The 17,011-nt window shown below is 61.6% G+C and carries 19 protein-coding genes and 1 tRNA gene; 4 read left to right on the top strand and 16 right to left on the bottom strand.

The features are described from left to right. The first annotated feature begins 20 nt into the window (after positions 1-20). Complete coding sequence (gene nadE / locus KBX18_RS09960) at positions 21-872, top strand: ammonia-dependent NAD(+) synthetase (RefSeq protein ID WP_255995879.1); 852 nt, start codon at positions 21-23, stop codon at positions 870-872. Between the two features lie 18 nt (positions 873-890). Here the strand turns inward: nadE and KBX18_RS09965 are convergent, their stop codons facing one another. From KBX18_RS09965 to KBX18_RS09980, 4 genes are all read right to left on the bottom strand, one after another. Beyond that, positions 891-1,301, bottom strand: a complete 411-nt coding sequence (locus tag KBX18_RS09965; protein ID WP_083770252.1) for a type II toxin-antitoxin system VapC family toxin — start codon at positions 1,299-1,301, stop codon at positions 891-893. Continuing rightward, a complete protein-coding gene (locus KBX18_RS09970) occupies positions 1,291-1,638 on the bottom strand; it encodes a type II toxin-antitoxin system Phd/YefM family antitoxin (protein WP_005288803.1) in 348 nt (115 codons plus the stop codon). Before KBX18_RS09970 ends, KBX18_RS09965 begins: the two co-directional genes overlap by 11 nt. Positions 1,639-1,709: 71 nt before the next feature. Continuing rightward, complete coding sequence (locus tag KBX18_RS09975; protein ID WP_255995880.1) at positions 1,710-2,477, bottom strand: fructosamine kinase family protein; 768 nt, start codon at positions 2,475-2,477, stop codon at positions 1,710-1,712. A gap of 50 nt (positions 2,478-2,527) precedes the next feature. After that, positions 2,528-2,866, bottom strand: a complete 339-nt coding sequence (locus KBX18_RS09980; protein WP_083770250.1) for a helix-turn-helix transcriptional regulator — start codon at positions 2,864-2,866, stop codon at positions 2,528-2,530. Between the two features lie 106 nt (positions 2,867-2,972). Between KBX18_RS09980 and KBX18_RS09985 the strand changes: the two genes are divergently transcribed. Beyond that, positions 2,973-4,130 carry an MFS transporter gene (locus tag KBX18_RS09985; RefSeq protein WP_255995881.1) on the top strand — a complete coding sequence of 386 codons (1,158 nt, stop codon included), beginning with the start codon at positions 2,973-2,975 and terminating at the stop codon, positions 4,128-4,130. 30 nt (positions 4,131-4,160) lie between these two features. On the opposite strand, the gene KBX18_RS09990 is transcribed toward KBX18_RS09985, so the two are convergent. The 9 genes from KBX18_RS09990 to pgm all read right to left on the bottom strand — a co-directional run bounded on the left by KBX18_RS09990 (position 4,161) and on the right by pgm (position 12,321). Then, a complete protein-coding gene (locus KBX18_RS09990) occupies positions 4,161-4,631 on the bottom strand; it encodes a methylated-DNA--[protein]-cysteine S-methyltransferase (protein WP_005288796.1) in 471 nt (156 codons plus the stop codon). Between the two features lie 56 nt (positions 4,632-4,687). Then, positions 4,688-5,131 carry a protein-tyrosine phosphatase family protein gene (locus KBX18_RS11910; protein WP_370687246.1) on the bottom strand — a complete coding sequence of 148 codons (444 nt, stop codon included), beginning with the start codon at positions 5,129-5,131 and terminating at the stop codon, positions 4,688-4,690. Between the two features lie 9 nt (positions 5,132-5,140). Further along, positions 5,141-6,235: an ABC transporter ATP-binding protein gene (locus KBX18_RS09995; protein WP_255995882.1), complete on the bottom strand. Its 1,095-nt coding sequence runs from the start codon at positions 6,233-6,235 to the stop codon at positions 5,141-5,143. A gap of 2 nt (positions 6,236-6,237) precedes the next feature. Continuing rightward, entirely contained in the window at positions 6,238-7,845 is a 1,608-nt protein-coding gene (locus tag KBX18_RS10000; protein WP_255995883.1) for an iron ABC transporter permease, read from the bottom strand. Positions 7,846-7,854: 9 nt separating this feature from the next. Continuing rightward, the gene (locus KBX18_RS10005; RefSeq protein ID WP_255995884.1) at positions 7,855-8,892 is read right to left on the bottom strand and encodes an ABC transporter substrate-binding protein; all 1,038 of its coding nucleotides are present in this window, start codon (positions 8,890-8,892) and stop codon (positions 7,855-7,857) included. 198 nt (positions 8,893-9,090) lie between these two features. Beyond that, positions 9,091-9,163: transfer RNA gene (locus tag KBX18_RS10010), tRNA-Ala, on the bottom strand. Positions 9,164-9,249: 86 nt separating this feature from the next. Then, on the bottom strand, positions 9,250-10,014 hold the full coding sequence (locus tag KBX18_RS10015) for a thioredoxin domain-containing protein (protein ID WP_255995885.1): 765 nt from the start codon (positions 10,012-10,014) through the stop codon (positions 9,250-9,252). Positions 10,015-10,062: 48 nt separating this feature from the next. After that, positions 10,063-10,485 carry a DoxX family protein gene (locus tag KBX18_RS10020; protein WP_255995891.1) on the bottom strand — a complete coding sequence of 141 codons (423 nt, stop codon included), beginning with the start codon at positions 10,483-10,485 and terminating at the stop codon, positions 10,063-10,065. 177 nt (positions 10,486-10,662) lie between these two features. Then, the gene (gene pgm, locus KBX18_RS10025; protein WP_255995886.1) at positions 10,663-12,321 is read right to left on the bottom strand and encodes a phosphoglucomutase (alpha-D-glucose-1,6-bisphosphate-dependent); all 1,659 of its coding nucleotides are present in this window, start codon (positions 12,319-12,321) and stop codon (positions 10,663-10,665) included. Between the two features lie 99 nt (positions 12,322-12,420). Between pgm and KBX18_RS10030 the strand changes: the two genes are divergently transcribed. Both KBX18_RS10030 and KBX18_RS10035 read left to right on the top strand, forming a co-directional pair. Beyond that, positions 12,421-12,759 (top strand): CrcB family protein, encoded by a 339-nt coding sequence (locus KBX18_RS10030; RefSeq protein WP_040424218.1) that lies wholly within the window; start codon positions 12,421-12,423, stop codon positions 12,757-12,759. Beyond that, positions 12,756-13,184, top strand: a complete 429-nt coding sequence (locus KBX18_RS10035; RefSeq protein WP_255995887.1) for a CrcB family protein — start codon at positions 12,756-12,758, stop codon at positions 13,182-13,184. Before KBX18_RS10030 ends, KBX18_RS10035 begins: the two co-directional genes overlap by 4 nt. 56 nt (positions 13,185-13,240) lie before the next feature. Here KBX18_RS10035 and KBX18_RS10040 read toward each other — a convergent pair whose 3' ends face one another. The 3 genes from KBX18_RS10040 to KBX18_RS10050 form a co-directional block, all read right to left on the bottom strand. Next, entirely contained in the window at positions 13,241-15,796 is a 2,556-nt protein-coding gene (locus KBX18_RS10040) for an ABC transporter permease (protein WP_370687247.1), read from the bottom strand. A gap of 5 nt (positions 15,797-15,801) precedes the next feature. Continuing rightward, the gene (locus KBX18_RS10045; RefSeq protein ID WP_255995889.1) at positions 15,802-16,590 is read right to left on the bottom strand and encodes an ABC transporter ATP-binding protein; all 789 of its coding nucleotides are present in this window, start codon (positions 16,588-16,590) and stop codon (positions 15,802-15,804) included. A gap of 145 nt (positions 16,591-16,735) precedes the next feature. Then, a partial coding sequence (locus tag KBX18_RS10050; protein WP_255995890.1) for a hypothetical protein occupies positions 16,736-17,011 on the bottom strand: 276 nt, incomplete at its 5' end.

The following is a 17,011-nucleotide window of genomic DNA, read 5'->3' on the forward strand; positions in this document are numbered from 1 at the left end:
ACATAGTGCACCCGGCTACCATGGCTGTCATGTCAGACTCCGACCGGAACACGCAGCGAGAGATAGTGAACGCGCTGGCTGTGAAGCCCTTTATCGATCCAGCGGAGGAAGTCGCCGCCCGCGTCGATTTCCTCGCCGATTACCTCGCCGTGACTGGTGCCCGCGGCTACGTGCTGGGGATCTCCGGCGGGCAGGACTCCACCCTCGCCGGACGGCTCGCACAGCTCGCCGTGGAAAAGGTCCGTGCCAACGATCCCTCCCGTGAGTGTCAGTTCGTCGCCGTCCGTCTCCCCCACGGTGTGCAGTCCGACGAGGATGACGCGCAGCTCGCGTTGGACTTCATCCAGCCTGACCGCCGTGTTACCGTCGACATCGAACCGGCTACGACAGCGATGGGAGGCGCAGTAGCCGCCGCACTCGACGGGGCCGAGCTCACTGACTTCAACAAGGGCAACGTCAAAGCCCGCATGCGCATGATCACCCAGTACGCGATCGCCGGCGAGCTCGGCCTCCTCGTCGTGGGCACCGACCACGCGGCGGAGAACGTTACCGGCTTCTTCACCAAATTCGGCGACGGTGCAGCCGACCTCGTGCCCCTTGCCGGGTTGAACAAGCGCCAAGGTGCCCAGCTTCTCCAGCATCTCGGCGCCGACAAGCGCCTCTACGAGAAGGTTCCCACCGCCGACCTCGAGGACGATCGTCCTGCGCTTCCCGACGAAGAAGCACTCGGCATCACCTACCCCCACATCGACGACTATCTCGAGGGGAAGCGAATTCCCGACGATGCGGCGCAGCGTCTCGAGCACCTCTGGGCCGTCGGCCAGCACAAGCGCCACCTTCCGCCTGGTCCCGCCGACACGTGGTGGCGTTGACGCCCCCGCCCCGAGAACCTAGAGTTCGCTTCCAAACGGATGGATGACCGTTGCACCGACAGTCGTGGCTGCACGCGCTAACTGTCGATCTGCCGTGACGAAATCACAGTGGAACTCACGAGAACGCAATAGAAGCCAGGTCCCCAGATGAATAGCGTCGAGCGCCTTCAGGAAACCAGGTATCGCCCCTGCAAATTCCACGACCTCGCTATTCAAACCGACGAGATTCAGTTTCGCCGCAAGGCCGAGGATCTGTGCGCCAAACTCTTCCGTTCTCTTGGGAACACGGGCGAGTTCGACTTTTCCGATCACAGAACTGACGAGATCTTTATCGTCGAGCACTTGCTTCGCCCACGCACTATGCACTTCGGAGACGGCGAGCGGAATGAGCGCTGACGTGTCTACGTAAACCGCACCACTAGAATTCACTACTCAGCGCCGCGTCAATGCGGTTGTCCTTGCGGTCTTCGAGGAATTGCTCAAGCGAATAACCGGTTCCCTCAATGGGCTCCCAGTTGATCTCCATGGGTACGCCCCTCTGCATGATCAGTCCGAGGTCCTCTAACCGGTCAATTCCGGTTCGCTGGCTCAGTGGCCGGATTTCCGCAACCGGCTTGCTGCGGTCTGTGATGGTCAAAGCAACCCCCTCCGATTGCACACGATCGATCACCCTGCGTGTTTGCTGGTTCAACTCACGCATAGACACCGTGTGGGAACGGTGGTGTTCTGCGAGAAGCTCTTGGAGCTTGCGTTCAACCTCGCCCATGGTGCAGACCCTCGTTTGTAGTACGTGTATTACATTGCGATTTTAGCAGCTACAACCAGTAGTTCAATCCCCTAACGGGTGAGGTCGAGGGTGCGCTCGGCGGCGTCGATAAGCGGGCGGGCGTAGCTCGCGCCGTGCGTGTAGCAGTGCACCGCGAGCGGGTGAAGCTGGTGGATCGGGATGCGGGCCTCCCAGTCGCGGCCGAGGTCGCCGCCGGCGACGAGGTAGCCCGATGCGATCTCGCTAACGTACGGAGCGCTAAAGAGCTCGAGCATCGCAATGTCTGTCAGTGGGTGTCCGCCGTGCGCCGCCGGGTCGATGAACCGCGGGCCGTCCGGCGAGAACAACAGGTTGCCCGCCCACAGATCGCCGTGGATGCGGGCGAGCGGGGCGTCTTCATCCTCCGCGACGAGTGCCTCGCACGCGCGTTTCACTGTCTCCAGCCCATCGGCGCTCAGCGTTCCGCCTTTGTGGGCTTTTTCCGCGAACGGCAGCACGCGCTGCTCCGTGAAGAACTCCGCCCAGCGCGGCACCGGGATGCAATTCTGCTGCGCGCGGCCAATATAGTTCGGCCCATCCCAACCCTCTGCAGGCGCGCCAAAGGCGTCTGCACCCATGGCGTGGATCGCGGCGAGCTCCTCCCCGGCGCGGCGCGCAGCCTCACGCGTTGGCCGTGCGGACGCGACCTCCTCGATAGTCAGGGTGTTCGCCTCCACATCGACGCTGTAAACCTCGACGACAGCGTTCGACCCTTCCCGCAGCCAGCGCAAATAGGCCGCTTCAGCTTCAGCGGCGCGGGGTCCAGTTCCGGTTTTAGTGAAAGTCTGGGGAGCAGTCATGCCTCCACGCTAGCTGCGCGCGGCGTTTCTCGTTCGAAGTGCTTTAAGTGCTACTTCAATCCCACTTCGATCGCATCAGTGTCCGCAACCCCCAGGAGAGACGGAAGGAGTCCTGGAAAGCGATCCTCCAGATCCTCGTTGCGAAGTCGGACAAAACAGCGCGTGCCTTCATCCCGGGTACGTGTTATACCCGCACTTCGCAGGGTCTTCATATGGTGGCTGAGAGTGGATTTCGAGACTGGGGCATCGATCTCACCCCATTGCCGTTCCTCACCATCAGCAAGCAGTTGAACGATCCCCAGCCGCAACGGGTCAGACAGGGCAGCCAAGACACGCGTTAGAGAAAGGTCCTCCACATTCGGAGATTGATCATCAGAACGCCCGCGCATAGTTCAATAATTCTATCCGGCTAGCGAGCATGGGAAAACCTTGCTAACTTGTTCGATGTTTGTCAAACATCGAACTTTTCACCTTCGGTAGAACTAAGGAGCACCTGTGCCCTCTTCCCTTCCCTGGCTAACTGCCCTTTTCATCGCGACTCTCGCACTTGGAACTGATGAATTCGTGATTGCAGGCGTACTCAATCTAGTAGCCGCCGATCTGAACACCACGCCTGGTGCTGCTGGGCAACTGGTGACAGTCTTCGCAGCATCATTCGCCATCGGCGCTCCGGTTCTAGCCGTATGGCTCAACCGATTCGGCCACAAGAAGGCCCTTCTCGCTGGCCTATTGATCTTTGCTGCCGCGAATCTCGGATGCGCAGCCGCCACTACCCTGGCCACACTGCTCGCACTGCGCGTGCTTGCTGGTTTGTCAGCCGCAGCGGTATCTACGGCTGCATTCTCCGCTGCCGCCAAAGGCGCGCCTGACGGCAAGCAAGGCAAGTACCTGTCAATTGTGACCGCCGGACTTACCGTCGCACTTTTCACCGGCGTGCCATTGGGTACGTGGTTTGGCGCGGTTTTCTCATGGCGCACTACTTTCATTTTGATTGGTGCTGTCTCTCTGATGTCCGCGATAGTTATCCACCTGAGCATGCCCGAGTTACCTCACGATGAAACTAGAAGCGTGACCGATCAATTGGCTCCGTTGAAGAACCCGCAAGTAGCTCGAATGGTCGCTGCAATTTTCCTCTGTGGCGCGGGCGGTCTCATGTTCTACAGCTACCTCGCCCCCATAACTGTGGGGATTTTGGGCAGCGAAGAACTGCTCCCATTCATTCTCTTGGTGGTTGGGCTCGTAGGAGTGGGGTCAGCCTTGCTTGGCGGGAACCTTACCGACCAGATTGGCTCACGTAGAGCCCGCATAACCGTCCTGGGAGGCCATGCCGCAACGCTCGGCATCCTCGCATTGTTAGGCTGCTTTACCCCTCCGACGTGGCTTTTCATTGCCGCAGTGGGCTTTTGGGCTCTTTTCGCTTGGGCTCTCAATCCGCCGATGCAAGCAAGCACGATCGCTGCAGCACCGGAAGCTCCCATGACTGCAGTCGCGCTAAGCATTTCGGGTCTTTACCTAGGCACCGCAGCAGCCGGAGCTATAGGCGGCGTACTACTTGACCACTTTGGACCGCTCTCCATACCAGTGGTCGGGACCGCATTTCTAGCGTGCGCTCTTTTGGCTGCCACCCCACCTATCCCGACCGCCGAACGCTAACCTAACTTTAGGAATCGTTCTTGCCTACAACTAGCCGCCCCCGGTGTGTTTCCGTTCAAGCTCGATCAATTCTCGCTTCATCTCGAGTCCGCCGGCGTAGCCGCCGAGTGATCCGTCGCTGCGCAGTACGCGGTGGCACGGCACGACGATCGGCAGTGGGTTCGTCGCGCATGCCGAACCGACTGCCCGCACCGCCCGCGGATTGCCGATACGCGCCGCAAGCTCGCTGTATGTTTCTGTGCTGCCATATGCAATGTCGCTCAGTGCGGCCTGTGCCTGTTCGCGAAACCCATCGCCGGAGCGGTCGAGCGGTACGGTGAAGTCTCGACGTTCACCGGCGAAGTACTGTTCAATCTCGGCTGCCGCCTGGCGCGTGACGGCATTGCTCTCGCCGTGCACAGCTCCAAAGACAACGTGCACGAGCCCGCTTTCCGACGCTTCTAACCCCAGCTCCCCCACCGGTGTCTTCACTGTTTGGGCTGCGACGATCGGCTGTGTCATGGCGTCGATGCTACCCGCTCTCACCACCCCGCCATCTTGCGCTGACTGAGCTGGCCCTAACGGCGATCATCCAGCACAATCGATTTCAACCACCTGCGCTGCCACGGCGTCTCAACAGCGCGGGGATGGTAGTTCTCCCACACCCACCGGATTCCTTCTTCCGCAGAAAGTCCATCGAAAACAGTGAGTAATGCGAGCGCAGTGCCAGTGCGCCCGACCCCACTGCCGCACATGATGGCAACCTTTTCGTTCCGAGACCGTTCTCGTGCGAGCTGAAGAGCAGCGACCGCTTGATCAGTTGATGTGGGGACACCGAAATCTGGCCATCGCACCCAAATATGTGGACACGGAACCTCGACAGGTTCACGTCCGAGTAGAAGAACTAGAAAATCCGGATAGTTGCGCCGCGTGCGTCGAAGTCTTTTCCAACTACCACCCTTGAGGCGCGACCCGTCCGGAAGATCAACAACACCGTGTTCTCCGTCCGGCCACGCGCTCATGACCGTATGTTAGGCATCCGCCGGGCTGTCTACGTAGACCAGCGGTTGACGGATCTCCACCTGCACTTGATCATCCACCTCGGGCGCAGAGCTGGTGGATGTCCACGCACGGAACTCTGTCCCGTCCAGGTCGACGGTCACGGAGAACCCGCTGACCTCGAACAAAGCGGACGTGACGGTAGCAGTTACTTCAGTGCCCGAGGATGACGAGTCAATGGAAACAGCTTCCGGCAGCACCGCCACAGTGACCTGCTGACCGTCCTCGAGGAGACGCTGGTTCTCAGACGCATCACCGTCTTCCGACACAACCGTGACATTGTCGACGGGCCACGATAACGCCGGCTTATCGACGGTGACGCGTCCGCCTGCAACCACACCTTCCAACAGTGTCGCATCGGCGATGAACGACGCCACCCAGGCAGTAGCCGGGCGGGACACGATCGACATCGGGGTGCCGAACTGTTCCAGCTTGCCGTCCCGCAAGACCGCGATCCGGTCGGCGATGGCCAGCGCTTCCTTCCGGTCGTGCGTGACATGCACCGATGTCAGATCGGACCCCTTCGTCAGCGACACCAACTCGCGGCGCAATGAGTCACGGAGGGGTTCGTCGAGTGCTGAGAGGGCTTCGTCGAGAAGCAGCACCTTCGGCGTGGAGACAATCGCGCGGGCCAACGCCACGCGCTGTTGCTGGCCACCAGACAGGGTCGCAGGTTTGCGTTTGCCGTAACCGCCGAGCCCGACAGTCTCGAGAGTTTCTTCAACCTTGCTGGTGATCTCTGATCCCGCCCCACCTGAACGGCGCAGAGGGTACGCGACGTTGTCGGCGACACTCATATGCGGCCAGACCGCATGCTGCTGGAAGACCATGCCCATGTTGCGCTGCGCGGGAGGCGTTGCGGATTGGTCTTTCCCATCGATCAGGATCTCGCCTGATGACGGCGCGATGAAGCCGGCGATGGTCCGAAGCAAGGTGGTTTTACCCGATCCCGACGGCCCCACGAGCGCAACGAATTCACCACTGGAAATATCGAGCGTGATGTCTTTCAACCCCTCGGTCCCGTCAGGGAATTTGACGGACAGATCCCTTATCTCGATGTCGCTCATCTTTAAGTCTCCTTATCGGGGTTACGCACCGTGAGGGCCAAAGCGGCGATGCCAACGACCGCGAAAATGAGCGCGAGCGCCGATGCTTGGTTGTAGTTTCCGGATTGCTGCAGGTTGAAAAGTTGGACACCGATCGTTGTGGTGCCAGGGGCGACCAGAAGAACCGAGACGGTGAGTTCACGAACTGCCGTGACTGCAACGAGCACCGCTCCGGATGCCACCGCTGGCAGTGCCATCCGGCCGCTGGTGTCCCACAGGGCGCGGAGTCGGCCCGCACCCGAGATCTCTGCTGCCTCCTCCATCGCGCGTGGAGTCTTCGCCAACGGCGCACGCACCGCCTGCAGAACCATCGCCGTGAATGCGCACACATAGGCCAGCAGAATCACCCAGCGGGTGTTGTAAATCCCCGTGTATCGGCCCACAATGACCCAGCCGACGCCGATGATGAGCCCCGGCAAAGCCGACGGCAACAAAGTGAGCAGACTCAGTGCAGTGTTGGAACGCGCCCGCGTGCGCGTGACCAAGACGCCGATGCTCCACCCGAAGAGGGCGCACAGCAGGGCCGCGCCTGCGGCGAGCACGAGCGAGTTCTGGAAACCGTCCTGCACACGCGGGTTGGACAACGTGTTCGTGAAGTTGCTGAGCGTAATGGTGTCCAGCGTCATCGGGATACCGGGGGCGGGCAACAGCGCCCGGTAAGCCAGCCCCAGAAGCGGACCGAGTGTGATGGACAGTGCCAGAACCCAGGAAATGATCGTGATGGGCCATCGAGCTTTGCCTAGCGGAAGCTTCATCGACCCTTTACCTGTCGTGGTGGAAGCGTTCTTCGACACCAAGTAGTCGGCGATCACCGTAGCAATGCCGAGAAGCATGAGCACCGTTCCCACGGTGGACACCACCTGCAGGGGATTGCTCACCGTCCCCGATTCCATGAACCGGTAGACCATGGTGGCCAGCGTTTCAAACTGCACCGGAGAGCCGAGGATCGACGGGATCCCGAAGTCAGCTAGGTTCGATACAGCGGTGAGGGTGAAAGCACTGAGCAAGGCTGGTCCGAGAAGCGGGATAGTCACCGTGCGCAAGACAGTCGCGTTACCTGCTCCGCTCACCAATGCAGCTCGTTCAAGGTCCGCTGGAATCGAACGCAACGCGGCAGAAACAATGACGTACACCACCGGATAGGAGTGCAAGGTCATCAGGAAGATGATTCCGTCTGCACCGTAGATGTCCCACACTGGTCTGTCGAAAACCGCATTGAGCCCCTGATTGCGGCCGAACAGCTGAAGCCATGAAATCGCGCCCACGAAAGGCGGCACCAGCAGCGGTGACAGAAGGAAAAGACGCAGCACACCAGACCCGGCCACGTCGGTTCGCTCCAGCAAGATCGCAACGGCACCGCCGACGAGGACTGCACCCAGCGACGACAACAACGTGGTGTACGTCGAGTTCCAGGTAGCAGTCCACAGTCCTTGCTCAATAAGCGTCGGAAACTGGTTCCCGCCGAGCGCGAGCGACACCACCATCGCGAGCGGAGCAATGAAGATCGCAGCGGCTAGTAACCAAATCCCGATTCGGGCAACGTTGAGGCCCGGCCAACGCTGTGCCTGCACGTACGGCCCCTACTTCATGGCCTTCTCGAAGGACTCCACCGAGCGATCCCGGTCCCCGGTCAACGTCTCCAGGTCAGTGTCCATCAGCTCAATATCGTCCAGGCCAGGGGCATCGCCCGGGGTGTCGATTCCGTCGATAACCGGCAGGTAGTTCTGCTCGACTGCGAGCTTCTGACCGGCCTCCGAGAGCAAGAACGTGATGTACTTCTCCGCGGCCTCCTGCTGCTCCGAATCAGCGAACACGCCAATGGGTTCCGTGATGTACGGCGACCCCTCCGTCGCGTACACCTCCTTGATCGGCGAGCCTTGCTCTGCGAGGTCGCGCACCAGGTAGTCGACGACGATGCCGACCGGGTGGCCGCCACCTGCGATCTCCTGCGACGTCGGACCGTTGGACGCCGCAATCATCGGGCTGTTTTCCCCCAGGCCTTCAACCCAGGATTCCCCGAGCTCTTCATTATTCATCCACACGGTGGCGTTGAACGCGGCCGCACCGGACACACTCGGGTCCGGAAGGACAATCTTGTCGCGGAATTTCTCGTCCGTCAAGTCCATCCAGGACTCTGGCGCGTCCGACTCCTCAATCACGTCCGTGTTGTACGCGATGACAGTCGGAATGATGCGCGTGCCCACGTAGTATCCCTCGGGGTCAACTGCCTCCTCCATGACACTGCTGGTGTCGACGTCTTTGAGCTCGGCGAGCAAATCATCGGACTTGAGACCTTCGAAGGTCGGCGCGTCAGCCGCCCACATCAGATCCGCTTCGACCTGGCCGGACTCACGTTCAGATTCGATGCGTGCTTTCAAGTCACCAGTTCCCGCGCGGTAGACCTCGACCTGGATATCCGGATGCTCCTTCTCAAACGCCGCGTTGATCTCGTCGACCTTCTCCTCCGGTTCGGACGTGTAGATCGTCAGGACGGTGTCATCACCAGCTGCGCCGATGCCGGCGTTCGGATCCTCGCTCGGCTCCGAACAACCGGATAGTCCGACAGCGAGAGCACCCGTAAGGGCGGTGATGGTCAAGGACGTGCGGAGCAAGCGCATAACGACTCCTTCAAAGAGCGCGGTGAGATCGTGGATAGCCGAAAGAAATTCGGGGATGCTGACCAGTGCGAAACCGCCATCATCCGCGACAGAACTTACCAAACTCTCAGAATTCTGCAGTGCGAGACGAAAACCGGTGCATAGAGCCGCAAAATATGCGAAAACCCGCGACCACAACGGCCACGGGCTGAAAAGAAGTGGAGCTAACGGGATTCGAACCCGTGACCCCCACACTGCCAGTGTGGTGCGCTACCAGCTGCGCCATAGCCCCGTTGCTTCAGCGGATTTCCGCGAAGCGACTTCGATCAATATACACCGGGTGCGGACGAGACCAAAATCGCCCGCAGCCAGCGACTTTTAGCTAGCTAGCAGGTCGTCGAGCCAGTTCTCGAGGGGCTTGGAGTCGACATCCTTGCCGTCGACAAGCACGCGCGGGGAGGAAAGGTCGCCGGTCTTGTCCACGAGGTCCTTCTCGTTGGCTTCTCCGAGCTCCTTGGCCTTGTCGACGTACTCGCCGTTACGGATCGCGTCAACCGCATCCTTGGAGGCACCGACTCCCTTCGCAAGGTCGGCGAGCTTCTCCGGGTCAGCGCTGCCGTACAGGCTCTCTTGCTCTTCGAGGAGGGCCTTGCGCAGGTTCCAGTACGCCTCGGTCTCGCCCTTATCGGCGAGCGCGAGAACAGCGGCCAGAGTGTTCGTGGAGTGGCCGAGCTGGTACTGCTCGCCGGTGCCGTCCAGGAAGACCATCGGCTGGATGTGGACCTTGACCTCGCCGGCTTTGATCTTCTCCAACATTTCGGCATCAGTCTTCTTCGCCAGGTCGGCGCAGTAGCTGCACGCGAAGTCCTCGTAGAGAGAGGCTTCCTTCGCGCCGTCGCTATTCTCGCCGGACAGAGTGATTATGTTGTCGGTCAGCTCCATGTTCACGCCGTCGACGGGCTCAACGTTCTCGGCGATGCGTTCAGCCTGCGCGCCGCGTCCGTTGTAGACGATCAGGCCGATCACCAACGCGCCGACGAGGAGAAGAGCGAGGATCGCCCAGAGGAAGCCTTTGCCGCCGGTCGAGTTGGGGTTGGACACCTTGGTGGAACCCTTGGTGTTCGACTTAGAAGAGGAAGTCACAGTGCATCACCTTATGCATTCGGGGTCAAGCTGTTCCAGCAGGTAAGTCTACGGGTACAGCGCGAATTTCTTAAACGGTCGGTAGATCATGAACAGCGTCACGGCAATCAGCCCGACGTCGCGGATGATGGCCCACCTCAGATCGCCGTCAGTGTGGTCCGGGTCGGGCCCGAAGCAGCCGCAGTCGATCTGCAGTCCGCGGGCATAGGCGGATGCCAGGCCGATGATGAAGAGGACGAGCACACCGAACGACACCCAGCCAGCGGGGCGAATCTTGATGCCCAGCAGCAGAATAAGGCCGCCAGCGATCTCCAGTGGGCCGATAAGGTTCGCCAGCAGGCCGGACCAGTGCGGAGTGAAGATCTCGTACGCTTCGATGCTCTGCGTCACGGTCATATGTTTGCCGAGCTTCGACGCGCCCGACGTAATCCACATCGCGGCAAGTCCGAAACGTGCGAGCGCGGAGAGCACGTCGAGCGCACGTTCGCTTGTCGACGTCTCCTCTGTCCACTGGTCCCCGCCGTCTACGGCGCCAGCCTCTGCTACCTGCGCACCTTGCTTAATTGCCACCTCAATGACCTTAGTCGATGGGTGGGGTGCCGGGAAGTTTCCCGTGATGAGGTTTCCATCACCCTCACTAGCGGATTTTCACTCCCCGAGCACTGCGGAGACGACGTCCTGCGCTTCCTTCTGGACCTGCTCGAGGTGCTCTGCACCCTTGAAGGACTCGGCGTAGATCTTGTATTTGTCCTCAGTGCCGGACGGGCGGGCGGCGAACCAGGCGCTGTCGGTGGTGACCTTCAGGCCGCCGATGGCAGCGCCGTTGCCAGGGGCTTCGGTCAGCTTGGCCGTGATGTCTTCACCAGCGAGAGTGTCGGCAGTGACCTGGTCCGGGGACAGCTTCTTCAAGGTGGCCTTCTGCTCGCGGTTCGCCTCGGCGTCGGTGCGGGCGTAGACGGGGTCCCCAAACTTCTCCGTCAGTTCGCGGTAGCGGACTGACGGGGTCTTGCCGGTCACCGCGGTGATTTCCGCCGCGAGCAGGTCCATGATGAGGCCGTCTTTGTCGGTCGACCACACCGTGCCGTCCTTGCGCAGGAAGGATGCGCCGGCGGATTCTTCCCCGCCGAAGCCGACGGAGCCGTCGATAAGCCCCGGCACGAACCACTTGAAGCCGACAGGAACCTCGACGAGTTCGCGGCCGAGCGAGGCGACGACGCGGTCGATCATCGACGACGACACCAGCGTCTTGCCCACTGCCGTGTCCGCACCCCAGCCGTCGCGGTGGGAGAAGAGGTACTCGATGGCCACGGCGAGGTAGTGGTTCGGGTTCATCAGGCCCGCGTCGGGTGTGACGATGCCATGCCGGTCCGCATCCGCGTCATTACCGGTCGCAATGTCGTACTTGTCGCGGTTGGCCACCAAGCTCGCCATCGAGTTCGGCGACGAGCAGTCCATCCGGATCTTGCCGTCAGTGTCAAGAGTCATGAACCGCCACGTGGCATCCACATGCGGGTTGACCACGTCGAGGTTGATCCCGTGCGCCTCCGCGATCGCGCCCCAGTAATCGACGCTGGCGCCGCCCATCGGATCCGCGCCAATATGCAGTCCGGAGCTGCGAATCGCCTCAATGTCCACGACGTTCGGCAGGTCAGCAACGTAGTTCGCCATGAACGGGTGCTTGCCCGCGCGCTCATCGAGCACACCGCTTGTCGACGTCTTGCGCACCCCCTCCAGATCATTCGCCAGATACTCGTTGGCGCGCGCGGCGATCCAGTCCGTCGCGTCAGTGTCCGCCGGGCCGCCGGATGGCGGGTTGTACTTGAACCCTCCGTCACGCGGCGGGTTGTGCGACGGAGTGATCACGATGCCGTCCGCGCGCTGCGGGTCCGAGCCGGTCACACCGCCGGACAGCGTGGCGTTGTGCGCGAGAATCGCGTGGGAGACAGCGGGAGTCGGGGTGTAGCGGCCTGCGTCGTCGACAAGCACTGCGACATCGTTGGCGAAGAGCACCTCGAGCGCGGAGATCATCGCGGGCTCCGACAGCGCGTGCGTGTCCCGGCCGATGTAGACCGGGCCACCGATGTTGTTGGCGCGACGGTAGTCGACGATCGCCTGCGTGGTCGCCCAAATGTGCTGCTGGTTGAACGCGTTGTCCAAGCTGGAGCCGCGGTGGCCGGATGTGCCGAACGCCACCTGTTGGTCCGGGTTCTGCGGGTCGATGTCGCGGGTGTAGTAGGCGGTGACTACCTCCGCAATATCGATGAGATCGTCGGGGCGTGCTGGTTGACCTGCTCGTTCATGCGCCATGGGTGCTCCTTGAAGTCCTGGTGTGTCTCCGTCGGGTACACACCCCATCTTTCCTTCACCGCTGACAAATTTCCACGAAAATCCGCTACCGTGAACCGCGTGGTAAGAGAAGGACTCGTTGTCGGCTTCGGAGCGTCATTCGGCGCGCTGGTGCGTTTCGCCCTCACGCCGCTCATGGCGTCGCACCCGCCGGCAGAACTGCTGGTGACGTTGGGGATCAACATTGTCGGGTGCTTCCTGATGGGCCTGTTCGATCCACCTGAGTTCTGGGGCAAAGGCTTCCTGGGAGGCTTGACGACGTTTTCCGCCGTATCCCTCGCATCCATGCAATCCAGCGCGCTCTTCGCGGCTGTGTACATGTTCGGCACGCTGGCAGTCGCCATCGTCGCATGGCTGCTGGGCGACGCTTTGCGTAACCGCGCCGGAGCCCCCGCGTGATCCCCGGGAATGTCGGTCCCGACGGCCTCGTCGGCGTGGGCCTCCGGGAAGCGCTGGGCACCGAGGCAGCCCTGGAGGTCGTGTTCATCCTCTTCATGGCGGTCGGCGCCGGCGCGTTCCTCGGCGGCATTGCGCGATGGGCACTGTCGCTGGTGCCCGGCACCCATGTGGGTACGTGGGCGGCGAACATTGTCGGATCGGCCGTTTTCGGGTTTTCCACCCTCATGCCGGGAATGTGGCCCGCGTTCTTGGGCGCCGGGTTCGGCGGCGCATTGTCGACGCTCTCAACGCTCGCCAAAGAGGGCGGCACCATGATTAAGCACAAAGAATGGGGCCAGTTGACCAGCTACGTTTTAGCCACCGCAGCCGGCGGAATCATTGCGGCGTGGTTCGGCACACTGTGGGCATCGCGGGCGTTTATGTGACTGTGTAGCCGTGTATATGTGACTGTGTAGCCGTGTAACTGTGTGACCGTGCCCGGCTACTCGGCGATGGCGTCGAGCGGCGGTGTTTTCGCCGCCCGCTGCGCCGGCCACAACGCCGCCACCACACCGACAACGACGGAGCCGGCCAGCATGATCGCCAGCATCGTCCACGGGTAGGCGATGTTCTCCAGACCTTGGTCTGCGAGCACGGTGAGGAATGCCCAGCCCAGCGCGAGGCCCGTGATGATGCCCACGATGGCGCCGAAGACCGCGATCTGCACCGATTCGAGAATGATCATGATGCGCACTTGACGCCTTTGCGTGCCGACGGCCCGGAGCATGCCGATCTCTTGCCGTCGTTCGATCACCGACAACGTGAGGGTGTTGATGATGCCCAAGATCGCAATCACCACCGCGAGCGACAGCAGCGCGTAGAGGATGTAGAGCATCTGGTTGATCATCTGCTTGGCCTCACCGCCGACTTCCTCGGGCGAGCGGACCTGGACAACGATGTCTTCCTTCGCGGCCTTCTCAAGGTTCGCACGCAAGGTGTCCTCGTCGACACTGCCGTCGCCGTTGGCGCCGACCATGAGGACGTTGAGTGTCTCTTCCGGCAACAGCTCGGCTGCAGTTTCTTCAGCGACCACCCAGGCCTCAAGGATGTTGGACTCGCCGAATAGCCCCTTCACTTCAACCGTTGCCGGTGGAACAGGCACGCCTGGTGCTGCGACCTCGACGGTGTCGCCGACGCTGATCCCCTTCTCCCGCGCGAGAGCCTCCGGCAAGATGACACCGCCGCCGGTGAGGTCGGATGTACCCTCGACCATGTCCACGGCGATCAGCTTGCCCGGGTCGCCGCTGATCACGTCGGTCACCCCGGCGTCACCAAATTGGTAGCCGAACTCTTCGTTCACCGTGAGCTGGGTTTGGGAGTAGGTGACTACTTCACCCACACCGTCGACACCCTCGACCTTTTCGGGCAGGTCCTGCGGGACGGGGAAGGCGCCCATTTGGGGGCCGTACATGACCATGTCTGCACTGACTTCGTTTTCGAGGATGTCATCGACCGAGCGCTGCATTGTCGCCCCGAGCATGCCGATCACGGTCACCAACGCCACGCCAAGCAGAAGCGCGAACGCCGTCGCTGAGGCGCGGCGGGGATTGCGTTGCGAGTTCGTTGCGGCCAGCGAACCCACTGCGCCGAATGGGGCGCCAATGGCGCGGCCGAAGACGGGAACGACCGGCAGGGACAACGCTGGCCCCGCCAAGAACAGCCCGATGATCACGCAGACCGCGGCGACTCCCACGAGACCCGCACGCTGCCCTGTCGAGCCGTCCTCCCACAGCACTCCCCAGGCGGCAAAGGCTGCACCGGCGATAAGTAGCACCGCACCGATGATGGTGCGCACCTTGAGCGGCTGCGGCGCGGCCGATTCCGACGACCGCATCGCCTCGACCGGTTCGACTTGGCCCGCACGCTGCGCCGGCGCCCAGGCCGACAGGACAGTCACGATGGTGCCAATGACGATCGGCACCGCCACAGCATCCACCGACAAACCCCAGCCAGCTCCGGGCAATTCCATCCCCTGGGTTTCCATCAAGGCGCGAATCGCGGCGACCATGCCCATACCGGCGACCAGACCGAGCGCAGATCCGATGAACCCGACGATGAGCGCCTCCGCCACGACCGAACGGGTGATCTGGCCCTTCGAAGCGCCAAGCGCGCGCAGCAGCGCGAACTCCTTCGTGCGCTGCGCGACGATCATCGAGAAGGTGTTGGCAATGAGGAACGTGCCCACCAGCAAACCGACCAGACCGAACGCGATCAGAAAGTATGAAATGAAGGACAGGGCGTTGCGGATCTCTTCGGAGGTCTCGTCGGCAAGCACTTGCCCTTCTTTGACCTCGTAGTCCGGGTACTGCTCCCGCAGGTGCGCGACGAGCTCCGGTGCGTCCACACCGTCCGCGGCTGCGACGGAAAGACCTGGGAGAGTGTCTTGTGAGGCCGACATGTCGCGGTAGGCCAGCTCATTCGCCAGCAAGCTTAACGACGCCCCCTGATCCAGCTCATCCGTGTACATGCCCGTCACCGTCATCGTGTGGCGGGCTTGCGGATCGACAACGATGATCTCATCCCCGGCGTTGATGTTGTAGCGCTCCGCCCCCTTCGCGTTCACGACAGCCTCACCGACGTCAGCCGGCGCGGCCCCCTCGGGGATGTCGTAGGCCTCCCCTACCGCTTCTTCCGGCGGGTAGTACACCGAGACGGTAGATATGCCCGCTCCGGTCTGATATGCCGTGCCGTCGGCATCAGCAATGACAACGGCTTTATTCGCGCTGATGTTGACCCGGGAGGTCTTTGGGTCAGCGGCAATGTCGTCGTAAAGCTGCGCAGGGAGCGACGGTGCGTTCTCTCCCGGCTGGACCACTGCGTCGCTATCGGCGTAGGCGCTTGCCACAGCCGAATCGAACGTCTTCTCCAGCATGTTGGTGAACATTAGGGAGCCGGAAATGAACGCCGTGCCCAGCACGACTGCAAGCACAGTCAGCGCGAGCCGGAGCTTGTGCGCCGCGATGTTACGCAGCGACACTTTCGTCATAGCGGAAGACATCGTGGCTAGTTCTCGATTCCGGACATCGTGGAAAGGATGTCCTCCATCGTGGGATTGCGCAGCTCATCGACAATCCGGCCGTCGGCAAGGAAAACAACGCGGTCGGCGTAAGAAGCCGCGCGGGCGTCGTGCGTGACGATGACCACCGTCTGCTCATCATTGTCAACAGCCGTGCGCAGGATCTCCAGCACCTCCCGCGAGGAGTTCGAGTCGAGGTTGCCAGTCGGCTCATCGCCGAAAATGATCTCCGGCCGGCTCACTAGCGCGCGGGCGCAGGCGACGCGCTGCTGCTGACCACCGGACAGCTCGCTCGGACGGTGACTCAGGCGCTTACTCAGACCGAGGCGCCGCGTGATCTCGTCGAACCAGGCCTGATCGACGTTGGCACCGGCAATATTGGTCGGCAGCGTGATGTTTTCCTCCGCCGTCAGAGTCGGCACAAGGTTGAAGGACTGGAAGATGAAGCCGAGTCGATCACGTCGCAGCGCCGTGATCTGCTTGTCGTTGAGAGTAGACAGGTCCGTGTAGCCGATGAAGGCGGAGCCGCTGGTGAAAGAATCCAGGCCAGCCATCGTGTGCATCAGCGTGGACTTGCCGCTTCCCGACGGCCCCATGATCGCCGTGAACTCATTACGACCAAAATCGACATCAATGCCGTCCAGGGCGACGACCTGCGTGTCGCCGGAGCCGTACGTTTTGCGGAGCGCTACAGCGCGGGCCGCTGCTGCAGGAGCTTGACGCGTATCGACGGCATCACGCACACTCTCCCCCTCATTCAACGCGTGCTTACTCATGGCTAGAGCCTCCTCACTCGTTCCGGCACCCGACACTGCGAGTTGAATCGGTCACATCCTACAGTTTCCTTTGGATGGGCGAAAGACTCATAAGGGCGCAGCATCGCTCGCTGTGATGCTGCGCCCTCCGTCGAATTAACCGGTACTAGCGCCCGATTCCGGCAGCCAGTTCGTTGTTCCGCTTGTTCCAGTAGCGAAGATATTCAATTAACAGGAAGACGAGCGGAACCGAAGCTGCGGCAGAGATCCACCTGACAATGCTGAACGGAAAATCCGAGGACAGGTCGTTGGTGATCCAGCGTGTGCCTTCGGCCCATGCGGAGGACTCTTCTGCCCGTGTGCGCGTGTTATTTGCGGTAGTGTCTGCTTGCGCTGCTACTACGGTGTCGGGTTGTGCCGGGGTGGTGTGTGCGTGTGCTGG

This window comes from Corynebacterium sp. CCUG 69979 (assembly GCF_024454095.1).
Lineage (GTDB): Bacteria > Actinomycetota > Actinomycetes > Mycobacteriales > Mycobacteriaceae > Corynebacterium > Corynebacterium genitalium.